The following is a 23,739-nucleotide window of genomic DNA, read 5'->3' on the forward strand; positions in this document are numbered from 1 at the left end:
GGCGAACCTCCTTGTCCCCACCGGGCAACGGTAGGGCGACAGGGGGGCGGCGACCATGGTTGCCGCCACCACAAAGGCAGGCACGACTGTGTTGGTCCAGACCGTCGAGTTGCGGTGTCGGCTGCTCTTACCCTGAGTACGCACCTGATCACAAGGAGGTGATCGGCCATGCGCCGACTACTGTTGTTCCTGGCATTGATGGCGGCACTGGCGATGGGGGCAGCGCCCGCGTCGGCCGCGACGATCCGGCAGGTCACCGGGTTCGGTGGGAATCCTGGTGCGCTGCAGATGTTCGAGTACAAGCCGGACGGGCTGGCCGCGGGGCGGCCCGTGGTGGTGGCGCTGCACGGCTGCACCCAGAACGCTGCCGGCTACGGCCAGGGTTCGGGGTGGGTCGAGTTGGCTCAGCGTGCCGGGTTCACGCTCGTCCTGCCGCAGCAGACCTCGGCGAACAACTTCACCCAGTGCTTCAACTGGTTCCAGACCGGCGACATCACCCGGGGCCAGGGCGAGGTGGAGTCCATCGCGCAGATGGTGCGGTGGGCACTCGCCGATTCCGCGGCCGACCCGACGCGGGTCTACGTCACGGGCTTGTCGGCGGGCGGCGGCATGACCGCAGCGATGCTGGCGACCTACCCGGACCTGTTCGCCGGCGGCGGCGTCGTCGCAGGGCTGCCGTATGGCTGCGCCAGCAGTGTGGTGGACGCGTACACCTGCATGTATCCCGGCAAGGACCTGACCCCGGACCAGTGGGCGGCGAAGGTGCGCGCCGCGTCGTCGTACACCGGGCCATGGCCGACCGTCAGCATCTGGCAGGGCACCGCCGACTTCACCGTCGCCCCGGCGAACCAGCGTGAGCTGGTGGACCAGTGGACCGCGGTGCACGGCATCTCCACCACGCCGTCCGCGACCGACACCGTGGCCGGGTACCCGCACGCCGTCTACCGCGACGCCTCGGGTCGTACCGTGGTCGAGACCTACGCCATCACCGGCATGGGCCACGGCCAGCCCGTCGACCCCGGTACTGGTGCCACCCAGTGCGGTCAGGCCGGTGCGTACCTGCTTGACGTCAACCTGTGCGCCGCCTACCGCCTCAGCACATCCTGGTCCCTGTTCCCCGCCTGACCCACCCGGCGTGTCCCCGCCTCAGGCGCCCGAGTTCCCGCTTCAGGCGCCTGAGTTCCGGGTTCAGGCGCCTGAGTTCCGGGTTCAGGCACCTGAGTTCCGGGTTAATGCGGCCGAGTTACGGGTTAAGGCGTGTGTCCCCGCTTCGGGCGCCTGAGTTCTGCGCTCAGGCGCCCGAACCCGCCTTTCGGGTGCGGAACGGGCCGTCAGGGATGGAGCACGATCTTCCCGCCGGGGTGGCCGGTCGCGGCCAGCCGGTGCGCCTCGGCGGCCTCGGCCAGCGGGAAGACGCGCGCGATCGGAACCTCCAGCCGTCGCTGCCCGGCTGCCGGAAGCAACTGCCGCCAGGCCTGGGCGCGGATCTCGGTGCCCGGGTCGGCTCCCGGGCCGCTCCCGATCAACTGGATTCCGGTGTCTCCGCGGGAAAAGGCGACGGCCGAGACGATGCGGTCGCGATCCGGAACCAGTTCCAGTGAAGCGTCGATGGCCTCCTCGGTGCCGGCCACGTCGAAGACAGCGTCCACTCCGGACGGAGCGGCCGCGCGCAACCGTTCGAGTAATCCGTTGCCGTAGGCGACGGGTACCGCGCCGTGCTGCCGCAACAATTCGTGCCGCTTCTCGCTGGCCGTGCCGATGACGTTGACCCCGGCCGCGACGGCGAGTTGCAGGGCCAGCAGGCCGACCATGCCGGACGCGCCGTGTATCACGAGAGTCTCGCCTTCCCGGAGACCGAGCCGGGCCAGGGCGTGGACCGCGGTTCCGCCCGCGAGCAGCAGTCCGGCGGCGGCATCCCAGGACACCTCACTCGGTTTCGGCACCACGACCGACGCCTTGGCGGTGACCTCGGTGGCATAGCCGCCGCTCACCGGATAGGCGACGACCTCGTCTCCCACGGCCAAGGGACCGGCGGGTCCGGAGGCCGCCTCGCCGACGGCCGTGATCACCCCCGATACCTCCAGGCCCAGCGGCATGGGCAACCGGGCCGGATCGCGCCCGAACGTGCCGCCGTAGAGCTTGAAGTCGATCGGGTTCACCCCGGCCGCCTTGACCTCGAGGGTGACCTCGCCCGTCCCCGGCGCGGGGACCTCCCGCTCGACCACGGCCAGATGTTCCGGTCCACCGTATCCGGTGGCGACGACTGCGGTAGCCATGTCGCCGACAACCCGGTCGCGCCGTCCGATATTCCTTCGTCACACATGAGTGTCTGAACCGGGAACTCGGGTGCTTGAGGCAGGGACTCGGGTGCCTGGGGCGGGAACTCGGGTGCCTGGAGCGGGAACTCGGGTGCCTGGGGCGGGGACACGGGTGCTTGAGGCGGGGACACGGGTGACCGGAGGGGTGCGGGGCGCGGAATGTGCGCATGTCAACGGCGCGCGCCGGAACGGATTGCGTATCCCTTTCCGGACGCCAAGAAGTGCCGGTGGGCCGTCGTCTTTTCTCGCTTTCCGTAAAAGATGTGAGTATGGTCTTGGGGAGAAGTAGTCTAGCCGTGCCGCGCAGGCGTCCGACACCTTCGTTAGTCGGTAATTCGCGACAGGTGTCGCGCGGTCGCTTGGCGCGGAGTTCGTTGGCGGAGCGCGGATTTTCCCCTCGCCGAACGACTCGGGCAAGCCGCCGAAGGCAGCATTGATATCGACGTCTTGTATCACGACAAAAGTAGGTACTAACCCTCCGTGTCGGAAATCGGCGGAAAACTCTCCTCGGGTACCTCCAACGGCGGTTTTTGACCACCTGTGGGCCTTTGAAAATCTTTAACGTCGGTATTCCGGCCAATAAAGGAGGCACAATGAAACGGCTGTTCGCGGCCCGGGTCGTGGGGGCGGCGCTGCTGGCCGCCGGCCTGGCCGCCACGCCGGCGGTCACCGCTCAGGCGGCTACCCCGATGACAGTGGCACCGGAGATGCTGCAGGCCATGCAGCGGGACATCGGCTTGACCGCAGACCAGGCGATCAAGCGGATGACCAGTGAGGTCAAGGCTTCGGAGCAGGAACAGAGCCTGCGGCAGGAACTGCAGGGCGCTTTCGGCGGCGCGTACTTCGACGCGACGACGAACCAGCTCGTCGTCGGCGTCACAGACGCCGCCAAGGCGGGCGTGGTGCGAGCAGCCGGGGCCAAGGCGGTCCAGGTCGGGCGCAGTGAACAGCAGCTCGACGCGGTGAAGGCGGGGCTGGACCAGAATGCCGCGCAGGCGCCGAAGACGCTCACCAGTTGGTACGTCGACGTCACGAAGAACGACGTCGTGCTGACCGTCACCCCGGGCGCGGTCGCCGACGCGCGGTCCTACCTGGCCGCCACCGGCACCGACGCCGCCGCGGTCGAGGTCGTGGAGTCGCCCGAGCAGCCTCAGCCACTGTTCGACGTGCGGGGCGGCGACGCCTACTTCATCGGCTCGTCGCGTTGCTCGATCGGGTTCTCGGTCCAGGGCGGCTTCGTCACCGCTGGTCACTGCGCGGCGCTGACCTCCGGTTCCCTGGCCGGGTCCAACGGGGTGGCGCTGGGCACCTGGGGCGGCTTCACATTCCCCGGCAACGACTACGCCTGGGTGCGGACCAACTCGAACTGGACCCCGCGCGGCGTGGTGAACCGCTACAACGGCACCACGGTCCCGGTTTCCGGGCACACCGAGGCCGCCGTGGGCTCGTCGATCTGCCGCTCCGGCTCGACCACCGGTTGGCACTGCGGCACGGTGCAGGCCAAGAACCAGACCGTGACCTACCCGCAGGGCAGGGTGCTCGGGCTGACCCAGACCAACGTCTGCGCGGAGCCAGGTGACTCGGGCGGCTCATGGCTGACCGGCAACCAGGCTCAGGGCGTGACTTCCGGCGGTTCCGGGAACTGCACCGTCGGCGGCACGACCTTCTTCCAGCCGGTCAACCCGATCTTGTCCCGGTTCGGGCTGACCCTGGTCACCAGCTGAGGCGGATCGCGGCGGGCCCCGGGGCGGAATCGGCACCCGCCTCGGGGCCCCACCGTGCGTGGATCCCGGGGTTGGAATAAGAACGCACAAAAAACCTGCCTTGTGCGTTTTCGGCCGGTACGGTCGTATATGCTCCGGGCTGCCATTTCCGGTGGGACGCTGGGGACACTATGGAAAACGCAAAGGCGATGCGGGACGAGGAACTGCTGAGCCGGCTCGGTGACAGCGTGGACAAGGTCAGCGTCGGCCGGGTCTACGACTACCTTCTCGGGGGCGTTCACAACTACGCCCATGATCGGGAGTTCGCCGAAGAGCAGCTCAAACGGTTTCCGGACATGCGCACCTCCGCGCGGGCCAACCGCGATTTCCTGGGACGCGTGGTCCGGTACGCGATGGCGGAGGGGGTCAACCAGTTCGTCGACATCGGATCGGGGCTGCCCACGCAGGGAAACGTGCACGAGGTCGCCGATGAGGTCGCTCCCGGCAAGGCCCGTGTCGTCTATATCGACAACGAGCCGATCGCTCATGCACACGCGCAGATCCTGCTCGACCGGACCGCCGACCCGGCCCGGCATTTCGCGCTCGACGCGGATTTCTTCGACCGTGAACGGCTGTGGCGGCGGGTGCTGGCCACCGGGATCGACCCGAGCCGGCCGATTTGCCTGCTCATGGTGGCGCTGCTGCATTTCATGCCGGCCCAGACGCGTCCGGAGGAGGTCCTGGCCTTCTACCGAGATGTCCTTCCACCCGGCAGCCTGCTCGTGATCAGCCACGTCGCGATCGCGCCCGATGATCCGGCGATGGCGGCCGGTGAGGAGGTCGCGGCCGCCTACCGGGATCAATCGACCAACAGCGTCGTGAACCGCGAAATCGACGAGATCAAGGCGCTCTTCGGCGATTTCGAGCTGGTCGACCCCGGCCTGGTCTGGCTGTCACAGTGGCGGCCCACCACACCGCCGCGCACGGATCCGACCCGCACCTACAGCATGGCCGGGGTTGCCCGTAAGCCATCCGTTTGAGCGGGCCGCGCGGCAGGTACCTCATCGAGGTGGGTGCCGCGGCAACGGCCGGCGAAGGAGGGCCAGCGGGATGGAAATCGTGCCGATCGACACTCCGTCGCTGGGTGATCGCAGCTACGTCGTGCACGACGGCGAGGTCGCCTTCGTGGTCGACCCGCAGCGCGACATCGACCGGGTGCTGGCCGTGCTGCGGGACCGGGGGGCGCGCCTGACGGACGTGTTCGAAACGCACGTCCACAACGACTACGTGACCGGCGGGCTGGCGCTGGCCCGGGCGACCGGCGCCACCTACCACGTGAACGCGGCGGATCCCGTGTCGTTCGAGCGAAGCCCGGTCAAGGCCGGTGATCTCGTCGAGGCCGGCGAGGCGATGCGGGTGCGGGCGGTCGCGACGCCCGGACACACGTTCACGCATCTCGCCTACCTCGTCGAAAGCGCCGGGGAGCCGCCCGCGGTGTTCACCGGTGGGTCCCTGCTCTACGGCTCGGTCGGCCGCCCCGACCTGCTCGGGTCGGAACACACGCGAGAGTTGGCGCACGCGCAGTACGCGTCGGCGAACCGGCTCGCGGCCGAGCTCCCGGAGGAGACGTGGGTGTTTCCCACTCATGGGTTCGGCAGCTTCTGTGCCTCGGCGCCGTCGGCCGCGTCGTCGTCCACGATCTGGCGGGAGCGGCAACTCAACCCGGTGCTGACCCGGTCCGAGCAGTCCTATGTGGACGAGCCGTTCGACGCGTATCCCGCGTATTACGACCACCTTGCGCAGCTCAACCTCGCCGGCCCGGGCGCGCCCGACCTGTCGTTCCCGCGGCGGGCCGGGACGACCGAACTGCGCCGCCGGATCGTGGCGGGGGAGTGGGTGGTGGACCTGCGCCACCGCGCCGCGTTCGCCGCGGGGCACGTGACGGGCACGCTGAACTTCGGCATCGACGGTGAATTCGCCACGTATTTGGGTTGGCTCCTCCCGTGGGGCACCCCGGTGACCCTGCTGGGCGAAACGCGCGAGCAGGTCGCCCGGGCACAGCGCGAACTGGCGCGGATCGGGATCGACCGTCCGGCGGCTGCGGCGACCGGCCGGCCGGGCACCTGGACCGCCGGCCCGATCTCCTCCTTCCCGACGGCGCGGTTCGCGGACCTGGCACGGGCATGGCAGGACCGGCCGGTCGCGATCGTGGATGTCCGCCGTAACCAAGAGTGGCGGGCCGAGCACGTGGCCGGCGCGGTCCACATCCCGCTGCACGAGTTGCCCGGCCGGCTCGGCGAGGTGCCGGGCGGCGAGGCGTGGGTGCACTGCAATTCCGGCTACCGGTCCTCGATCGGGGCTTCGCTGCTGGCCGCTGCCGGACGACGGGTCGTGACCGTGGACGATCTGTTCGAGCGGGCCGCTCCGGCCGGGCTGGACGTGGTGAGCCGGCAGGTGATGGCCTGACCGGACGGCCTCCAACCGAGAAGACGGCCGCCTGAAGCCGGAACTCGCGCGCTTGAAGCCGGAACTCGCGCGCTTGAAGCGGGGACACGCCCGCCTGGCGTCCGTGTCCCCGGCTCAGGACGCTGAGTTCCCGGTCCAGGACGCTGAGTTCCCGGTCCAGGAAGCCGGAACTCGCGTGCTTGAAGCCGGAACTCGCGTGCTTGAAGCGGGGACTCGCGTGCTTGAAGCGGGGACACGCGTGCTTGAAGCGGGAACTCGCGTGCTTGAAGCGGGGACACGCCCGCCTGGAGCGGGGACGCGGCTGGGTTGGTCAGACGAGCCAGCGGTTCTTCCCGATCAGCCGGGACCACCAGCGCCCCAGCCCCCAGGTGTTGCCCGCGTACAGTGCGGCCAGCGTGATGAGTACGAGCGCGTAGATCACGTGGGAGTCGATGATCGGGTTGCTCGACCCGGTGGCCTGGCCGGTCTGGGTCGCCTTCGCCGGCGGCCACTCCGCGATCCACATCAGCATCATCATCGCGCTGCCCGCGACGGCCGCGATCCGCAGGCCGATGCCGAGCAGCAAGGCCACGCCCACGCCCGCCATGCCGATCATGAACAGCCAGTCGGCCCATGGCGCGCCGGCCCACGAACGCATCGCGCCCGCCAACGGTCCTACGTCGACTTTGCGGAGGAATCCCGCGGTGGGGGATCCGCCGTGGATCCAGGCCCGCGCCGGCGGGGTGGTATAGCCGAAGCCGAATGTCTTGTCGAGGAACGCCCAGAGGAACACGAAGCCGATGGCGATCCGCAACACGGCGGTCAGCCTGGCGGCGGTCGCCGTGATCAGTGCGCCACGTGGCGGGACAACGGTTTCCGGGGCCGAATGCCCGGTAACCGGTTGGGACGTTTCGGTTTTCTTCGCCTGATTCTGGAAGGACATGACACCTCCTTCGTTGCTTGCACGCAACCGGCGGCTGTCACGGGAGCCGGTTGCGTAGGCGCTTGGCGGCCTCTTCCGGCGTCGTGGTGACGACCGGGATGCCGGTGGCCAGTTCGAGCCCGGACGGGATGGCCAGTTGTGGCACCACGCGCAGCGACCAGGTCAGGTACGGCACGTGCTCCAGGCCGACCGGGGCGGTGTGCAGGATCAGGTTGTACGAGGGGTCGCCCAGTTCCGTGCGCAGCGCCGCGAGCACGAGCCGCAGGGCGTGCGCGATGGAGCCCAGCTCTTCGCCCGGGATTGCGGAGAAATCGGCCCGGTGGCGGGCGGAGACGATGCGGATCTCGAACTCGGACGAAGGCGCGAACGGGACGAACGCCACGGTGCGGCCCTCGGCGAGGACGATCCGCTCGCCCGAGGACAGCTCGCCGGCCAGGATTTCGGCGGCGAACGGGCGGCCGGAGCGGTCGAAGTGCTCCCGCATGGCGACCAGTTCGCGCCGCGACGCGGCGGACAGCACCGGGAGCCCGACGGCCTGCGAATGCGGGTGGGACAGCGTGGCTCCCGCGGCCGGTCCGTGGCTGCGGAAAAGCACGACCTGCGCCGCGTCGTGGCGCAGCGCCCGGTGCCGCTCCTGCCACGCGCGCAGCACGGCGGCCACCTCGTCGTCGGTGCCGACGGCGAGATCCCAGTCGTGCCAAGGAGATTCGATGATCACCTCGTGCTGGTCGGACAGCGCGTACCGGTTCTGCACGGCACGCACCCGCCACGAGCCACCGTCCGGTGCGGACAGGCGCCAGGTCTCCGGCGGGGTGTCCTGGGCCGGGCCGGGGCAGAACGGGCAGCCGGCGGCGCCCGCGGTGGCCCGCCCTGGCGCGAGCACGCACCATTCGCCGCCCAGGTGGTCCCAGCGCAGTTCCCCACCGTGCCAGTGCCTGGTGGTCATTCCGGGACTTCCCGCGTACGGCATGAGAGGACTCCTCTCCTCACGGCTGCCTACGAGGCGAGGGCATTGGCGCCGCCCTCGTGGGCGAGGGCGTCGAGCACGGCGGAACCGTCGACGGTTTCGTGCTCCATCAGCTCCGCGGCCAGCCGGTCGAGCGCCTTGCGGTGCTCGCCCAGGATCTGCACGGCGCGCTCCTCGGCGTCGCGCAGGAGCCGGGCGACCTCACGATCGACCACCCGCTGGGTCTGCTCGGAGAAGCGCCGGCCGGCCAACTCGCCGGCCTGGCCGGGCAGGAACTTCTGCTCGCCCGGCGACGGGTAGCCGACGGGGCCGAGTTCGGGGGACAGGCCGAACTCGGTGACCATCTTGGTGGCCAGCTCGGTGGCCCCGGCCAGGTCGTTGACCGCGCCGGTGGACCCCTGCCCGAACACCACGAGTTCGGCTGCGCGCCCGCCGAGGCGGACGGTCAGCAGGTCGTTGAGATACCCCTCTCCGTAGAGGTGCCGTTCCGCCTCCGGCAGCTGCTCGGTGGCGCCCAGCGCCATGCCGGCGGGCAGGATGGTGACCTTGGCGACCGGGTCGGCGTGCGGGCAGACGGCGGCGACGATGGCGTGCCCGGATTCGTGCACGGCCACCGAATGGCGTTCCTCCGGCAGCAGCGCGTTCGAAGTGTCGCGGCGGCCGAGCAGCACCCGGTCCCGCGCGGCACCGAGGTCGTCGGCGGTGATGGTGGTCCGGTCGTCGCGGACGGCGTTGATCGCGCCCTCGTTGACCAGGTTGGCCAGGTCCGCGCCGGAGAACCCGGGTGTGCCGCGGGCCAGCACCTGCAGGTCGGCGTCCGGCGCGAGGTGCTTGTCGGCCGTGTGCACGGCCAGGATCTCCGCCCGCTCGGTCTGGTTGGGCAGCGGGATGGTGACCTGCCGGTCGAACCGGCCCGGCCGGGTGAGCGCGGTGTCGAGTGCCTCCGGACGGTTGGTCGCGGCCAGCACGACGATGCCGCTGCTCTGGTCGAAACCGTCCATTTCGGCCAGTAACTGGTTGAGGGTCTGTTCACGCTCGTCGTGGCCGCCGACTCCGCCGATTCCGCGGCGGCTGCCGACGGCGTCGATTTCGTCGATGAAGATGATCGACGGCGCGCGCTCGCGGGCCTCGTTGAACAGGTCGCGCACGCGCGAAGCGCCGACGCCCACGAACATTTCGACGAACGCCGACCCGGTGACCGACAGGAACGGCACGCTCGCCTCGCCCGCGACCGCGCGGCCCATCAGCGTCTTGCCGGTGCCGGGTGGGCCGACCATGATCACCCCGCGCGGGCCCTTGGCGCCCGCGGCCGCGTAGCGGCCGGGGTTGCGCAGGAAGTCGACGATTTCGCTGACCTCCTGCTTGACGCCCTCGTACCCGGCGATGTCGGAGAACCGGGTGGTGGGGCGCTCGGCCTCGATGATCTTCGCCTTGGACCGGCCGAAGCCGCCGAGCCCGCCGGCCAACTGCCCCTGCGCGCGGCGGCCCGCCCAGATGAGGAACCCGAACAGCAGCAACAGCGGGAGGAGCCACAGCAGGCTGCTCAGCCACGACGTGCTTTGCGTGTGGGTGGCGGTGATCTGGACGTTCTTCGCCTGCAACTGCTGGGAAAACTGGCCGGTGCCCAGTGCGGTGGGGAGCTGGCTGGTGAACGAGGTGCCGTTGGTCAGCTTGCCGTGCACCTGGCCCTGGTCGCTGATCTGGACGGAGGACACCTGGCCGTCGTTGACCTTGCTGACCAGGTCGCTGTAGGACAGTGCCGGCTCCTGCTTGCCCGGGGTGAGCAGGCTCGGGACGAACAGCAGGGCCAGCACGGCCAGAATGCCCAGCGGCAGCAGCCAGCGCCGCCAGCCGGGCTCGGGTGGCTCGGGCGTGGGCGTCGGGTCGGGCGGCGGGCCCGACTTCGCCGTTCGGGACATGCCCTCAGGAAACTCGCTCGTGTCCGGCCTGGTGAGCGGCGAAAGTCCTTATCCCTGGTGGCGGAAGGCCCTGCGCACGCCGACGGCGTCACTTCTAGCGTGATTTCCGAACGTTGGAGGTAGACATGGAACCACCACTGACCGTGACCGCGGTGATGACCTCGAATCCGTTCGCCGTGGCGCCGGACACCGAGTTCAAGGACATCGCGGTCCTGCTGGCTCGCGAGCGGATCAGCGCGGTGCCGGTGGTCGACGGCCACGGCCGGCCGGTCGGCGTGGTGTCGGAGGCCGATCTGTTGAACGTCCAGCACGCTGGTGACGGCGTTGGCAGGGGGCTGCCGTTGCACTGGCACAAGCAGCGGCAATCGCACCGGCCGCGGCACCTCGCGCGGGACCTGATGACCACACCGGTCCGCACGGTGGGGACCGGGACGAGTCTCGCGGAGGCTGCCCGTGAGCTCGCCGCGCACCAGTTGCGCCGGCTGTTCGTGGTGGACGGCGGCGGGAAGCTGGTCGGCGTCGTGGCGCGACGGGACCTGCTCGACGTCTATTTCCGTTCCGACCGCGACGTGCAGCGGGACGTCGAGGCCGAGGTGTTCGGGCGCGTGCTGCACGCCGAGCCGGCCTCGTTTTCGGTGACCGTGGACCACGGGGTGGTGACGGTGCTGGGGCGGCTCGAGCGGCGCAGCGCGGTCAGTTCGGCGGGACGGCTGATCCCGCTGGTGCCCGGGGTGATCGGGCTGTGCAACCGGCTGGACTACGTGTGGGACGACGAACGGCTGTGATGATGTGATCGGGGAAGACATGTACGCAAGCGAGATCATGACCAGGCCGGTGATCCGGGTCGGTCCGAACACGCCGGTGCGCGAGGCGACGGCGCTGCTGATCCAGCACGGTTTCGCCGCGCTGCCGGTGGTGAGCGCGGAGGAAGAGGTCGTCGGCATCTTCACCGAGGCGGATGCGCTGCGCAGCGGCTTCGGCGCCGAGCCGCCGGAGTTCGACCTTCCGGTCGAGAAGCTGATGACCACGCCGGCCGAGGTCGTCACCATGAACACCGACGTCGCCCGCATTGCCCGCCATATGCTGCACGACCGCCTACGGTGCGTTCCGGTCGTCGACGACGGCGCGCTGGTGGGCGTGATCAGCCGCCGGGACCTGCTGCGCCCGCTGGTGCGAGGGGACGACGCGATCGCCGCGCAGTTGCACGCACTCCTACGTGACTATTCCGGGCAGCGCGATCGGTGGACGGTGGGCGTTGTCGGGGGCGTCGCGACGGTCGGCGGGGATTTCTCCGACGAGGCCGAGCGCCGCGTGGTCGCCGCGCTGGCCCACACGGTGCCCGGGGTGAACCGCGTCGAGCTGACCCACGCGGTGACCCAGTAGCCGCCGGATCTGATGGGGTGTGGCTCTTCTGGGGTGCCCTCGGCACGCCGCCGCTCCGGAAGAGCCACACCATTTCGTTCGGTTATCGATTATTTGGTTTTCACGTTCACGCGGACGTTCGAGTTCTAGAGCAGAATCGGCTTACGAGGGAGCCGTTTCCCTATTTCCGGGAATCGCCGGCCAATTTCACGATTACCGTTTTCGCCATCGGGTAGTCCGTAGCAGCCGGGAAAGAGTCCGGAGCACCGCCGGGCGAGGAGGATGGAAGTGGACCTGAACGACGCACCGGTCGTCGTGGGCGTGGACGGCTCGCCGGCCAGCCGGGCGGCGTTGCGCTGGGCGGTGACCGAAGCCGCGGCGACCGGACGCGAAGTGCGCGCCGTCGCGGCGTGGAGCTACGCCCCGGCGCTGGAACCGGGCGGCACCGTGCTGCCTGTCGACGAGATGGCCGCGGCGCACCGCCGCACCCTCGACGAGGTGATCGCCCGGACCGTCGGAAAGGAACCGGGGGTGAAGGTCGACGCCCTGCTGATCGAGGGCGACCCGGTCGACGCCTTGCTGGAGGCGTCGAAGGACGCGTCGCTGCTGGCGCTGGGCAGCCACGGCCGCGGCCTGCTGATGACCGCGCTGCTCGGGTCGGTCAGCGCGCGGTGCCTGCGCCGGGCCACCTGCCCGGTGTTGATCTTCCCGGCGCAGGTCGTGCCGGACGAGCCGGCCGACGATCTCGCCACCTCCGCGTGATGGGCCTTTCGGGTGTCAGGCGGTGACCTTGGGCTCTTAGCCGGTGATGGCGGTGACGACGACGCTGTGGTGAGAAGGGTGAAGGAGGTGGCGAAATGGTGGCCGCTTCGACGAACTGGCTGATGCGCCAGTACCGCTGGCTCCTGCCGCGCCGCGGCTCGCTGGCCCGCCGCTGCGACCGCATCGAGGCGGCCGTCGCGCTCGCCGTGCTGGTGCTGGCGCTGGTGGCGGTGCCGGTGGGCATGCTGGCCGGATCGGTTGTGCACCACCGGGAAGCCACGATCGCGGCGGCGCAGCAGGCGGAGCGTCACCCGGCGACTGCGGTGCTGCTCACCCCGACCGATCCCGACACGGCCGGTTACACGGGGGTGGCCGTGCCCACCGAGAAGATCCCGGCCCGATGGCAGGCCGGCGGCACCGACCGGACCGGCCTGGTCGAGGCCGGGCCCGGGCTGAGCGCCGGCGACCACGTCGGAATCTGGCTCGACCAAGCCGGAAACCCGGTCAGTGCCCCGATGTCGGGACTGAACGTGCTCGGGCTCTCGATCGGCTTCGGCGCGCTGGTCTGGGCGGGCGGCACGGTCGCTGGGCTGTTCGTCTACTGGATCGTCCGCGCGGTCCTCGACCGGGCGCGGCTGGCCGCGTGGGCCCGGGAATGGGAAGCCGTGCGGTGGCGTCCCAGAAGCAAAGGAGACTCGAAATGAGCGAGATGGACCGCCAGCGGGAAAGCATCCGGGCGGCGCGCGAGGCGCGGGCGGGCGCGGCTTCCCGGGCCGCGAGCGGGCATGGCACCGGGCGGTTGGCGGGACCGGCGATCAGCCCGTTCATCCTGGCCGAGGAGCGCCGCCGGGAGGACGAGTTCGAGCGCGAACTCCGCCTGCGCAAAGAGCATGCGGAGCGTGAGGCGCGGAAAGCGCGGGAAAAGCTGGAGTATCTGGAGAAGCATCTCAATCCCCGTGGAGACCGGCGATGACACGAAGGAACCGCCGATGAGCGTGCTGGTGGCGGTGGCGAGCCGGCACGGCGCGACCCGCGAGATCGCCGACGAGATCGGGGAAACGCTCCGGCAGGCACTGGCGAGTCTGGGCGAGGATTCCCGGGCGGACGTGTTGTTCGCGGAGAACGTGTATGACGTCTCGGGCTACGACGCGTTCGTCCTCGGCAGTGCTGTCTACAATGGACGGTGGCTGGACGCGGCCCGGCGGCTGGTCGAGTGGCACCGTGCCGAGCTGGCCGCCCGGCCGGTCTGGCTGTTCTCCAGCGGTCCGGCCGGGCCGGGGCCGGCCGATGAGGATCTCGACGTGACCGAGGTGGCCCGCCTTTCCGGAGCGCACCAGCATCGTGTGTTCGCCGGCAAGCTGGACCGCACGCGCCTGTCGTTCGCCGAACGGGCCGTGGCCGGCGCGCTCGGCTTCCGCGACGGCGACTACCGCGACTGGGTCGGCATCCGGGACTGGGCGCTGGGCATTGCGAGCCTGCTGCACGCCAGCCGGGTGCCTGCCTTCGAACGGTGAGGAGGTCGGCGATGGCGAGCCCGACGGTCGGGGATGTGATGACGACCGATGTCATCGCCGTCTGCGAAGGCACCCTGGTCAGCGAGGTCGCGCGGACCATGGACGGCCGCCGGATCAGCGCGCTGCCGGTGACCGATGACCGGCAGCGGGTGGTCGGCGTGGTGTCCCAGGCCGACCTGCTGCCCAGGCGGATGGGGAGCCCGTTGGGATGGCTGTCGCAGACCGCCTGGCTGCGCAAGGCTTCGGGACGGGTGGCCGGCGACGTGATGACCTCACCCGCCACCACCATCACCGGCGACGCGACGGTCGCGGAGGCGGCGCGGCGGATGGTCAGGCACGGCGTCAAGCGCCTGCCCGTGGTGGACTCCTCCGGCCGGCTGGCCGGCATCGTCAGCCGGGTGGACCTGCTGCGTGTCTTCATCCGCGCCGACGACGAGCTCCGGGCCGAGATCGAGCGCGAGGTGTTCGAGCGCGCACTGGGCCTGCCGCCGGGTGCGGTCCGGGCCGAGGTGAGCGATGGGGAGGTGACGCTCACCGGCGAGGTGGACAGCGAGAGCCTGATCCCGGTCGCGGAGTCGCTCACCCGCGAAGTGACAGGCGTGGTCGACGTGGTGTCGCGGCTGACTCGTCCGCTCGGCGACACTCACCAGGCCGGCACTGCCACCTCCGGCCTTCCGCACGAACGGAGACGCGGGCGTCCATGAGCTGGCGGCGTCTCGCGCACGGTGAAGCCGTCCTGCTGGCGGCGGTCTGTGTGCTGCTCGCCGCCGGTGGGTTCGTCCGTTGGCTGGCCGGACCGTTTCCCGCCGACATCGTGTGGGCCGTCGCGGCCGGCGTGGCCCTGGTCCCGGCGGTGACGTGGGTGGTGGCCGATCTCCGGGCCGGGCGCTGGGGCGCGGACGTGCTGGCCGTGCTCGCGCTCGGCGGCACCACCGCGGTAGGGGAGTACCTGGCAGGCGCGATCATCGCGGTGATGGTGGCCACCGGACAGCTGCTGGACAAGGCCGCCGCGCGCCGGGCCGGGCGCGACCTGTCCGCGCTGCTCGCCCGCGCGCCGCACGAGGCGCACGTCCGCCGCGGCGAGCGGGTGGACCTCGTGCCGGTCGACGACGTGGTGGCCGGGGACCGGGTCGTGGTGCTGCCGGGCGGGGTCGTGCCGGTCGACGGTCTGTTGTGCGGTGCTGGGCTGTTCGACGAGTCCGCGCTCACCGGGGAGGCCGCACCGGTCGATCGCCTGGCCGGGGACGCGGTGCGCAGCGGGGTCGTCAACGCCGGTTCGGCGGTGGAGCTGGCCGCCTCGTCAACCGCGGAGGGCAGCACCTACGCGGGCGTGATCCGATTGGCGGAGCAGGCCGCCGCGGACAGCGCACCGGTCACGCGGCTGGCGGACCGCATCGCCGTGTGGTTCCTGCCGGCCGCCCTGCTCATCGCCGCCGCCGCGTGGATCGGCACCGGCAACCCGGAACGGGCGGTGGCGGTGCTGGTGACGGCGACGCCGTGCCCGTTGCTGCTGGCGGTGCCGGTGGCGATCACCGGGGGCATGTCGCGGATGTCGCGCGCCGGCGTGGTGGTCAAGGGCGGCGCGGCGCTGGAACTGCTGGGCCGCGCCACCACGCTGGCCATGGACAAGACCGGCACCGTGACCGGCGGGCAGCCCCAGGTCACCGACATCGTCTGCGCACCAGAGGTGGCGCCCGAGCGCGTGCTCGCCGATGCCGCGGCGGTCGAGCAGTATTCGCCGCACGTGATGGCCGGCGCGGTGCTGCGCGCCGCGCGGCGCGCCGGGGTCGAACCGGCGTCCGCGGTGGCGGTCTCCGAGGAGCCGGGGTGGGGCGCCCGCGGCCGGGTCGGCGGCCGGGAGGTGACCGTGGGGCGCCTGGAGTCCGGCCGGGAACTGCCGGACTGGGCCCGCGGCGCGGCCCGCCGCGGGCGGCTCGACCTGGCCTCGGTGATCTGGGTGGAGACCGATGGGAGGCTCGTGGCGGCGATGCTGGTCCGCGATCCCGTTCGCACCGACGCGGCGCGGACGCTGCGGCGGCTGCGTGAGGCCGGGCTGCGGCACATCTTGCTGCTCACCGGTGACCACGTGGACAACGCGGTGGAGGTGGCCGCCCTGCTCGGATTGGACGAGGTGTGCGCCGACGCGAGCCCCGCCGACAAGATCGAACGGGTGCGCTCGGGGCGCGAGGACGGCGTCACGGTGATGGTCGGCGACGGGGTCAACGACGCGCCCGCGCTCGCCGCCGCCGACGTCGGGATCGCACTGGGGTCCCGTGGCTCGACCGCCGCGGTGCAGGCCGCGGACGCGGTGATCGTCGATGACCGGATCGACCGGCTCGCGGACGCGGTCGAGATCTCGCGCCGCTCGCGCCGGCTCGCCGTGGCGAGCGCGGGCATCGGCACCGGCCTGTCGCTGGTGGCGATGGCCGCGGCGGCGACCGGGTTCCTGGTTCCCGTCGCGGGCGCTCTGGTGCAGGAAGCCATTGACGTCGCGGTGATCCTCAACTCGCTGCGCTCGCTGCGCGGGCCGTTGCGACTGCGGCACCGGCGGCCGGACGTGCTGTTGCACCGCTTCGCGCGCGAGCACGAGTTGTTGCTTCCGGCCCGTTCCGCGGTGCGCCAGGCGGCCGACGCCTTGGCCGAGGGCGCGGGCCCGGAGGCCGACGCCGCCGTGCGGCGTGCCTACCGGCTGCTCGTGGACCGGCTGCTGCCGCACGAGGCGGCCGAGGAAACCCAGCTGTATCCGGCGCTGACCGACATCCTCGGCGGGCCGGAGGGGACCGTGACGATGAGCCGGGGGCACGCCGAGATCGAGCGGCTGGTCCGGCGGCTCGGGCGCCACCTGACCGAGACGCCCATCCAGCCGGACCAGGTCGACGACCTGCGGGCCACCCTCTACGGGCTGGACGCCGTGCTGACCCTCCATTTCGCCCAGGAGGAAGAGGCGTACTTCACGCTCACCAGCGGTGGTGCGCCCCAGCCGTGAGTTCAGCCGCGCAAGCCGCCGTCGAACAGTGACGGGTTGTCGTGCCCGCTCGGCGGGCCGGTCACCGGATGGCCGGAGGCGGCGAGTTCGAGGGTGCGGGCGAAGTCGTCGGGGCCGATCACACCGGCCAGCCGGCCATGCTCGGTGACCAGGATGAGATCCCGGCCCGGGCGAAGCGCCGTCCGCCCCATGACGTCGACGAGTTGCTCCGCGGCGTCGGCGATGAGCACCCGCGGGGGCTTGCGGGCAACGTCGCCGACGCGCCGGATCAGGCGGTCTTGTTCGGACAGCCGGATCAGCTCGGCCAGGCTGACCACGCCGAGCGGCGTGCCGTCGAACGAGGTGACCGGAAAGACCCGCCCTCGCGACGTGGTGGCCACGCGGTCCAGGAACGCATCGACCGTCCACCACCCGGGCGCGATCGCCGGGTTGGGATCCATGACGTTCCGCAGCCGGACCCCGGCCAGCCGTTCGCGCGCCACGCCGCCGGCCAGCTCGCGCTGCGCGGCGAAGGTCAGGAACCAGCCGATGAAAGCCAGCCACAGCCCGCTGTACGAGCCGAGGAACAGCGTCTCGCCGAGGCCGCCCGCGATGAGCACGAGCCCGAGCACCTGGCCGGTGCGCGCGGCGGCCGCGTTGGCCCGCATCCGGTTCCCGGTCGCCTTCCACACCGCCGCGCGCAGCACCCGCCCGCCGTCCAGCGGCGCACCGGGCAGCAGGTTGAACACGGCGAGCAGGACGTTGGTGATCCCGATCCAGGACAGTCCGAGCACCACCAGTGCGGGCAGCACCAGCCGGGTCAGGTAGGCCGTGCCCCAACACGCGCCGCCCAGCACCAGGCTGGTGAGCGGGCCCATGATCGCGATGACGAAATCCGCCCGCGGGCTCGGCGGTTCACCCTCCAGCTCCGCGACACCACCGAGCATCCACAGCGTGATGCGCTTGACCTTCATGCCGTAGTGGCGGGCGGTCACCGCGTGCGCCAGTTCGTGGGCCAGCAGCGACGCCAGGAAGCAGGCCGCGGTCACCAGCGCGGTGACCCAGTACCAGAAGGTGGACTGCCCGGGCGCCGCCCGGGGCAGCACGCTGACCGCGATCAGGTCCGCGATCAGCGCCAGCACGATCAGCACCGACCAGTTCGCCTGGAGGCGGATGCCGGCGACGCGGCCCAGCGGGATGGAGGTGCTGAACATCGATTCTCCTCGACCAACTTCCAGTATGCGCCCGGCGCGCCGGACGCTTCCCAGGGGCGAACTTCCCCGGGGCCGGGGCGAAGGTCCCCGGCGCGGGGGACGAAGGCCCGTGTTCGCCGCCGGCCCGGACCGGTAAAGGTTGCGGGGGAAGGGAAAACCAGCTGGAAGGAGGGCGAAATGCCGTCGTTGATGCGACGCCCGAAGGGCGTGCTGCCCGGCATCGCCGACCTGCTCGAAGGCGCGCTCGGTGAGCACCCGGTCCGCATCGAGGAGTCGATGGACGACGGCACCTACGTCGTCCGTGCGGAGCTGCCGGGGTTGGACCCGGAGAACCAGATCAAGGTCACCACGCAGGAGGGCCTGCTCACCATTTCGGCCGAGCGGTCGTCCGAGAGCAGCGAGTCCGGGCGCAGCGAGTTCCGCTACGGCTCGTTCACCCGCACGGTCTCGCTGCCCCAGGGCGCCGACCCGTCGAAGATCACCGCGAAGTACGCCGACGGGATCCTGGAGGTGAAGGTTCCGGTCCGGGAGGGCGGGGCCGGTAACCCCGTGCACATCGACGTGAGCCGGGACTGACCGCCGGTGACCGCTGAACGCGCCGCGAGCGTCGTGCTCGCCGACGGCGAGGTCGTGCGGGTCCGCACGCTGCGGCCCGCCGACACCGAGGAGGTGCTGGCCCTGCACACCGGCCTCGGCGAGCGCGACCGCTACCTGAGATTCTTCGGCCCCGCCACGGCGGGGATGGCGGCGCTGGCGGCGCGCGTGGCGGCGGAAACCGGCGTCGGGCATGCCGCGGTCGGGGCCTTCCGCGGCGATCGGCTCATCGGGGTCGCCCACTACGAGATCGTCGCCGATCCGACCGAGGCGGAGGTGGCGTTGGCCGTCGACGGCCGCGTGCAGGCCCACGGGGTGGGCACGGTCCTGCTCGAGTACCTGGTGTCGATCGCGCGGCGGTACGGGATCCGGCGGCTGATCGGGTCGGTGCTCGCCGAGAACAGCCGGATGCTGGCGCTGTTCAACGACCTCGGCCTGCCCTTTCGCACCACGCCGGGCGGGCCGGAGCGGCAGTTCGTGCTGTCGCTCGAAGTGGGCGAGCCCTACCGGGCGGCGCTGAGTGAGCGGGAACGCGTGGCCGATGTCGCGAGCCTTTCCGCGGTGCTGAAACCCGCTTCGGTGGCCGTGGCCGGGGCGAGCCGGAGGCCGGGCGCGGTGGGGCACGCGGTGCTGCGCAACATCCTCGAAGGCGGCTACACCGGCAGGGTGTTCGCGGTGAACCCGAACGCCACCGAGGTCCTCGGCGTGCCGTGCGTGCCTTCGGTGACCGACCTGGCGGACCCGCCGGAGCTGGTGGTGGTCTGCGTGCCGGCGCCCGCGGTCCCGGCCGTGATCGTCCAGAGTGGACAAGCAGGGGCGCGTGCGGCGGTCATTGTCACGGCCGGGCTCACCGGCACCGACGCCGGCCGGCAGGTGGTCGAGGCCGCCCGGCGGTATGGGATGCGGTTGGTGGGGCCGAACTGTGTCGGCGTGGCGAACACCGACGTGGCGGTCGCACTCAACGCGACGTTCATGCCGGGCCGGGTCCCGGCGGGTCACGTCGGCGTGGTTTCGCAGTCCGGGGGGTTCGGCATCGCGCTGCTGGAATCGTTGCGGCAGCTGGGGATCGGGGTGTCGAGCATGGTGTCGACCGGCGACAAGTACGACATCAGCGGCAACGACCTGCTGATGTGGTGGCAGCGTGACCCGGGTACCGAGATCGCCGTGCTGTACCTGGAGTCCTTCGGGAACCCGCGCAAGTTCGGCCGCCTGGCCCGCTCGCTGGCCCACGAGAAGCCGGTGGCCGCGATCCGCACCGGGAGCACGGAGATCGCCCAGCGCGCGGCCGCCTCGCACACGGCCGCCGCGGCGACGCCCGCGGTGACCCGTGACGCCCTGTATGAGCAGGCCGGTGTGATAGCTGTCGACACGATCACCGAACTCGTGGACGTGATCGCCGCCCTGTCCTGGCAGCCGTTGCCGGCGGGCAACCGGGTCGCGATCATCAGCAACGCGGGCGGCGCGGGGGTGCTGGCGGCGGACGCCTGCGTCCGCGTTGGACTGACCGTGCCTGAGCTGGGGGAGAAAGCGCTTTCTGGCTTGCGTGACCTACTGCCGGGGCAGGCGTCGGTGGGCAATCCGGTCGACACGACTGCCGCGGTCGGCGCGCCGGTGTTCGGCGAGTGCCTTGACGTGCTCCTTGCCGACGACGGCGTGGACGCGGTGATCGCGGCGACGGTGCCGATCGCGACCGGTGACCCCGTCATCGCACTGAAGGAGCCGGCACCCGGCGGCAAGCCCGTGCTCGCGGTTCGCTTCGGCGCGCTCGGCCACGCCGCCCCGCTGACCGGCCCGGCGGGCGAGGTGGTGACGGTCGCCTACGCCGACCCGGCTGGCGCGGCCACCGCGCTCGGCCATCTCGCCCGCTACGCCGCCTGGCGCGCCCGGCCCGCCGGGGCCGTGCCCGACCTTCCGGGCATCGATTCACGGCGGGCGCTGGCGCTGGCGGGCAATCGCCCCGCCGGCTGGCTGGACCCGGCCGAAACCACCCAACTGCTGGACTGCTTCGGAATCCCGGTCGTGCCGTCGCGGTTCACCCGGGATCCCGGCGGCGCCGCTGAGGCGTTCCGGGAACTGGGCGGACCGGTCGCGGTCAAGGCATCCGTCGAGGGCCTGGTGCACAAGAGCGAGGCCGGTGGTGTCGTGCTCGATGTCCGCGACGAAACCGAGGTGCGGGCCACCGTCGAGGGCTGGCGCGCGCGGTTCGGCGACCGCTGGCGGGGCGCGCTGGTGCAGCGGATGTGCCCACGCGGGCGCGAGCTGCTGGTTGGCATTGCCGGTGACGAGGTGTTCGGGCCGTTGATCGTCTTCGGCCTCGGGGGCGTCGACACCGATCTGGTAGGCGACCGGGCCGCGCGGCTGGCACCGCTCAGCGACGCCGACGCCGACCTGCTGCTGCATGGCTTGCGCAGTTCGGCGGAGCTGTTTCGCCGGGACAACCTCGACGTGGCTGCCATCCGGGACGTGCTGCTGCGGGTCAGCCGCTTGGCCGAGGTACTGCCGGAGGTCGCCGAGCTCGACCTCAACCCGCTGGTCGCCACCGAGACCGGCGCCATCGTGCTGGACGCGCGGGTCCGGATCGAGCCGCGGGAGCCGGCCGACGAGTTCCTGCGCCGCTTGCGCACATGACCCGGTTGAAGGTCCTCATCGGACTGGGCCGGGGCAGTGCCCGAGCCGCCGCTTGAGGCCCAAAGTCCCTGGCATCCGGGCCGGGAGCACCTGACCGCGGCGCGCCCGCCGCCGTAGGTTCGGTTCGTGCGCGGGGGAGGTCCGAGGTGGCCGCCGGAGGTCGAACGGAGGCAGCGAAATGCAGGAAAAGCACTGGAACGTCGACATCGTCATCGACGAGCACGAGAACCGCACGCGGGCGCACGCGCGGCTGCACAATCCCGACCAGACGGGTGTGGTCGGCGTGGGTACCGCGCGGTTGAACCCCAGCGACGTCAACGTGCCGGAAATCGGTGACGAACTCGCCACGGCACGCGCGTTGAACGAGCTGGCGCACCGGCTGCTCGATGCCGCCGCCGCGGACATCGAGCACATCACTCACCAGAAGGCGCACCTTCACCGGTGACCGAGAGTGCGTCTCAACGTCCGTGTTTCCGCCTGAGGCGACCACGGGCACGCGCGCCGGAGACCGCGTGCACTTCGAAACACGACAGCCGTGGTGCGGGAAGGCCTGCTGGGTGCGGGACTTTCGGCCCTTTCGATCCCCGCGGCGGGCGGGCCGAGACTTGAGCCATGTCGAACGCCGCCGATGACATCTTCCAGCTCGCCGGCACCGACCCCGAGCGTGCGCTCTTCGCCCGGAAATCGGCGGACGGCTGGCAGACGGTGTCCGCCAAGGAGTTCGCCGAAGAGGTCGTCGCCGTGGCCAGGGGCCTGGTGTCGGCCGGGATTCGCGCCGGCGACCGGGTCGCGCTGATGTCGGCCACCCGCTACGAATGGGTGCTGATCGACTACGCGATCTGGACCATCGGCGCGGTCAGCGTGCCGGTGTACGAGACCGACTCCGCCGAGCAGGTGGCCTGGATCCTGGCCGACTCCGGGGCGATCGCCGCGTTCGCCGAGAACGCCGGTATGGCCGCGCTCGTCGAGCCGGTGGCCGGCCCCGTCTGGTCCATCGAGGACGGCGGGCTGGACCAGCTGGCCGCCCAGGGGCGCGCGCTGCCCGGCGAGGGGGTCCGGGGGCTTGCTCCCAGGAGGGGCCTGGGGGTTTCGCCCCCAGAGAACACAGACGTGGAAAGCCGCCGCGCGGCCGAGGATAGTGCGCTGGCGACGATCGTCTACACCTCCGGCACCACCGGCCGTCCCAAGGGCTGCATGCTCACCCACGGCAACCTGGTCTCCGAAGTGGACAGCATCATGCGGGCCGACGGGATCGGCGACACCGTGCTGTCACCGTCCTCGGCGGTGCTGCTTTTCCTTCCCCTGGCGCACATCCTGGCCCGGATCGTGCAACTCGCCGTCGTGCGCGCCGGTGCGCTGACCGCGCACACCGGCCGCCTGACCGACTTGGAAGACGAGCTCACGTCGTTTCGGCCCACGCTGATCGTGGCCGTTCCCCGCGTGTTCGAGAAGCTCCTCCACGCCGCGGCCCGCCGTGCCGAGACCGCCGGGCGGGCCTGGCTGTTCGAGCTGGCCGAGCGGGTCGCGATCACCTACAGCGAGAAGGGCCGGGGACGGCTGGCGCACCGCGTGTTCGACCGGTTCGTCTACCGCGGGCTGCGCGACGCGCTCGGCGGCCGGATCGCTTACGCCGTCTGCGGTGGCGCGCCGCTTTCCGCGCGGCTGAGCCATTTCCTGCGCGGCGCCGGCGTGCCGGTCCTTGCCGGCTACGGCCTCACCGAGACCTGCGGCCCGATCACGCTCAACCCGCCGTTCGGGCCGCGGCTCGGCACCGCGGGGCGGCCCCTGCCGCACTGGTCGGTCCGTATCGCGCCGGACGGCGAGGTGCTGGTGTCCGGCCCCGGGGTGTTCGCCGGCTATTGGCACGACGAACCTGCGACCCGGGCCGCGTTCGACGGCAAGGGCTGGCTGCGCACGGGCGATCTCGGCGAACTGCACGAGGGCTACCTGACCATCACCGGGCGCAAGAAGGACGTCATCGTCACCGCCGGTGGCAAGAACGTCGCACCCGAGCAGTTCGAAGACCGGCTCAACACGCACTGGCTGATCGAGAACAGCGTCGTGGTGGGGGACCGGCGGCCCTACGTGGGCGCGCTGATCACGCTCGACACCGAAGCGTTCGACGAATGGAAACGCCGGCACGGCAAGCCATCCGGCGCCGGGGTCGAGCAGTTGCGGGACGACCCCGAGCTCGCGGTGACCCTGGAGCACGTGATCGACGAGGTCAACTGGGCGGTGTCCCGCGCGGAAGCCATCAGGCGGTTTCGCGTGCTGCCGGGCCGGTTCACCGTCAACGACGAGCTGACCCCGACGCGGCAGGTCCGCCGGCAGTACGTGCTGACGAAGTACGCCGACGAGGTCGACGAGCTTTACCTGCCGCGACCACGCGAAGGCGAGTGAGGTCA

General features: G+C 71.2%; 21 protein-coding genes. 16 read left to right on the top strand and 5 right to left on the bottom strand.

Annotated features, from left to right (window positions below; all coding sequences use genetic code 11):
- Positions 1-168: 168 nt before the first annotated feature.
- The gene (locus tag A3CU_RS0107740; RefSeq protein WP_027941815.1) at positions 169-1,125 is read left to right on the top strand and encodes an extracellular catalytic domain type 1 short-chain-length polyhydroxyalkanoate depolymerase; all 957 of its coding nucleotides are present in this window, start codon (positions 169-171) and stop codon (positions 1,123-1,125) included.
- 206 nt (positions 1,126-1,331) lie between these two features.
- On the opposite strand, the gene A3CU_RS0107745 is transcribed toward A3CU_RS0107740, so the two are convergent.
- Positions 1,332-2,276 carry an NADP-dependent oxidoreductase gene (locus tag A3CU_RS0107745; RefSeq protein ID WP_027941816.1) on the bottom strand — a complete coding sequence of 315 codons (945 nt, stop codon included), beginning with the start codon at positions 2,274-2,276 and terminating at the stop codon, positions 1,332-1,334.
- 635 nt (positions 2,277-2,911) lie between these two features.
- Here A3CU_RS0107745 and A3CU_RS0107750 point away from each other — a divergent pair.
- The 3 genes from A3CU_RS0107750 (at position 2,912) to A3CU_RS43805 (ending at position 6,487) form a co-directional block, all read left to right on the top strand.
- Positions 2,912-4,042, top strand: coding sequence for a S1 family peptidase (locus A3CU_RS0107750; RefSeq protein WP_027941817.1), 1,131 nt, complete (start codon positions 2,912-2,914; stop codon positions 4,040-4,042).
- A 170-nt stretch (positions 4,043-4,212) separates the two neighbouring features.
- Positions 4,213-5,061 carry an SAM-dependent methyltransferase gene (locus A3CU_RS0107755; RefSeq protein WP_245616919.1) on the top strand — a complete coding sequence of 283 codons (849 nt, stop codon included), beginning with the start codon at positions 4,213-4,215 and terminating at the stop codon, positions 5,059-5,061.
- Positions 5,062-5,131: 70 nt separating this feature from the next.
- On the top strand, positions 5,132-6,487 hold the full coding sequence (locus tag A3CU_RS43805; protein ID WP_043840751.1) for an MBL fold metallo-hydrolase: 1,356 nt from the start codon (positions 5,132-5,134) through the stop codon (positions 6,485-6,487).
- A gap of 310 nt (positions 6,488-6,797) precedes the next feature.
- Here A3CU_RS43805 and A3CU_RS0107765 read toward each other — a convergent pair whose 3' ends face one another.
- The 3 genes from A3CU_RS0107765 to ftsH are packed head-to-tail and all read right to left on the bottom strand — an operon-like array spanning position 6,798 to position 10,295.
- Positions 6,798-7,409: a DoxX family membrane protein gene (locus tag A3CU_RS0107765; protein ID WP_027941819.1), complete on the bottom strand. Its 612-nt coding sequence runs from the start codon at positions 7,407-7,409 to the stop codon at positions 6,798-6,800.
- Positions 7,410-7,446: 37 nt separating this feature from the next.
- A complete protein-coding gene (locus tag A3CU_RS0107770; protein WP_245616920.1) occupies positions 7,447-8,379 on the bottom strand; it encodes a galactose-1-phosphate uridylyltransferase in 933 nt (310 codons plus the stop codon).
- Between the two features lie 26 nt (positions 8,380-8,405).
- The gene (ftsH, locus tag A3CU_RS0107775; RefSeq protein ID WP_027941821.1) at positions 8,406-10,295 is read right to left on the bottom strand and encodes an ATP-dependent zinc metalloprotease FtsH; all 1,890 of its coding nucleotides are present in this window, start codon (positions 10,293-10,295) and stop codon (positions 8,406-8,408) included.
- 125 nt (positions 10,296-10,420) lie between these two features.
- On the opposite strand from ftsH, the gene A3CU_RS0107780 reads away from it, so the two are divergent.
- From A3CU_RS0107780 to A3CU_RS0107815, 8 genes are all read left to right on the top strand, one after another.
- Positions 10,421-11,080 carry a CBS domain-containing protein gene (locus tag A3CU_RS0107780; RefSeq protein ID WP_027941822.1) on the top strand — a complete coding sequence of 220 codons (660 nt, stop codon included), beginning with the start codon at positions 10,421-10,423 and terminating at the stop codon, positions 11,078-11,080.
- 19 nt (positions 11,081-11,099) lie between these two features.
- On the top strand, positions 11,100-11,678 hold the full coding sequence (locus tag A3CU_RS0107785; RefSeq protein WP_027941823.1) for a CBS domain-containing protein: 579 nt from the start codon (positions 11,100-11,102) through the stop codon (positions 11,676-11,678).
- A gap of 267 nt (positions 11,679-11,945) precedes the next feature.
- Positions 11,946-12,419, top strand: a complete 474-nt coding sequence (locus A3CU_RS43810) for a universal stress protein (protein WP_245616921.1) — start codon at positions 11,946-11,948, stop codon at positions 12,417-12,419.
- A 95-nt stretch (positions 12,420-12,514) separates the two neighbouring features.
- On the top strand, positions 12,515-13,123 hold the full coding sequence (locus tag A3CU_RS43815) for an Rv1733c family protein (protein WP_052371531.1): 609 nt from the start codon (positions 12,515-12,517) through the stop codon (positions 13,121-13,123).
- A complete protein-coding gene (locus A3CU_RS0107800) occupies positions 13,120-13,392 on the top strand; it encodes a hypothetical protein (RefSeq protein ID WP_027941824.1) in 273 nt (90 codons plus the stop codon). The genes A3CU_RS43815 and A3CU_RS0107800 overlap by 4 nt, the downstream gene beginning before the upstream one ends.
- Before the next feature lie 16 nt (positions 13,393-13,408).
- On the top strand, positions 13,409-13,933 hold the full coding sequence (locus A3CU_RS0107805) for a flavodoxin domain-containing protein (RefSeq protein ID WP_027941825.1): 525 nt from the start codon (positions 13,409-13,411) through the stop codon (positions 13,931-13,933).
- Between the two features lie 11 nt (positions 13,934-13,944).
- A complete protein-coding gene (locus A3CU_RS0107810; RefSeq protein ID WP_027941826.1) occupies positions 13,945-14,637 on the top strand; it encodes a CBS domain-containing protein in 693 nt (230 codons plus the stop codon).
- Entirely contained in the window at positions 14,634-16,919 is a 2,286-nt protein-coding gene (locus A3CU_RS0107815; RefSeq protein ID WP_027941827.1) for a heavy metal translocating P-type ATPase, read from the top strand. The genes A3CU_RS0107810 and A3CU_RS0107815 overlap by 4 nt, the downstream gene beginning before the upstream one ends.
- A gap of 2 nt (positions 16,920-16,921) precedes the next feature.
- Here A3CU_RS0107815 and A3CU_RS43820 read toward each other — a convergent pair whose 3' ends face one another.
- The gene (locus tag A3CU_RS43820; protein WP_052371532.1) at positions 16,922-18,112 is read right to left on the bottom strand and encodes a site-2 protease family protein; all 1,191 of its coding nucleotides are present in this window, start codon (positions 18,110-18,112) and stop codon (positions 16,922-16,924) included.
- A 177-nt stretch (positions 18,113-18,289) separates the two neighbouring features.
- Here A3CU_RS43820 and A3CU_RS0107825 point away from each other — a divergent pair, with 177 nt between their 5' ends.
- The 4 genes from A3CU_RS0107825 (at position 18,290) to A3CU_RS0107840 (ending at position 23,734) form a co-directional block, all read left to right on the top strand.
- Entirely contained in the window at positions 18,290-18,688 is a 399-nt protein-coding gene (locus A3CU_RS0107825; RefSeq protein ID WP_027941908.1) for an Hsp20/alpha crystallin family protein, read from the top strand.
- A 6-nt stretch (positions 18,689-18,694) separates the two neighbouring features.
- A complete protein-coding gene (locus A3CU_RS0107830; RefSeq protein ID WP_027941828.1) occupies positions 18,695-21,334 on the top strand; it encodes a bifunctional acetate--CoA ligase family protein/GNAT family N-acetyltransferase in 2,640 nt (879 codons plus the stop codon).
- Positions 21,335-21,512: 178 nt separating this feature from the next.
- Complete coding sequence (locus tag A3CU_RS0107835) at positions 21,513-21,779, top strand: DUF1876 domain-containing protein (protein WP_027941829.1); 267 nt, start codon at positions 21,513-21,515, stop codon at positions 21,777-21,779.
- Between the two features lie 167 nt (positions 21,780-21,946).
- On the top strand, positions 21,947-23,734 hold the full coding sequence (locus A3CU_RS0107840; RefSeq protein WP_027941830.1) for an AMP-dependent synthetase/ligase: 1,788 nt from the start codon (positions 21,947-21,949) through the stop codon (positions 23,732-23,734).
- Positions 23,735-23,739: the final 5 nt, after the last annotated feature.

This window comes from Amycolatopsis taiwanensis DSM 45107 (genome assembly GCF_000519205.1).
Classification (GTDB): domain Bacteria; phylum Actinomycetota; class Actinomycetes; order Mycobacteriales; family Pseudonocardiaceae; genus Amycolatopsis_E; species Amycolatopsis_E taiwanensis.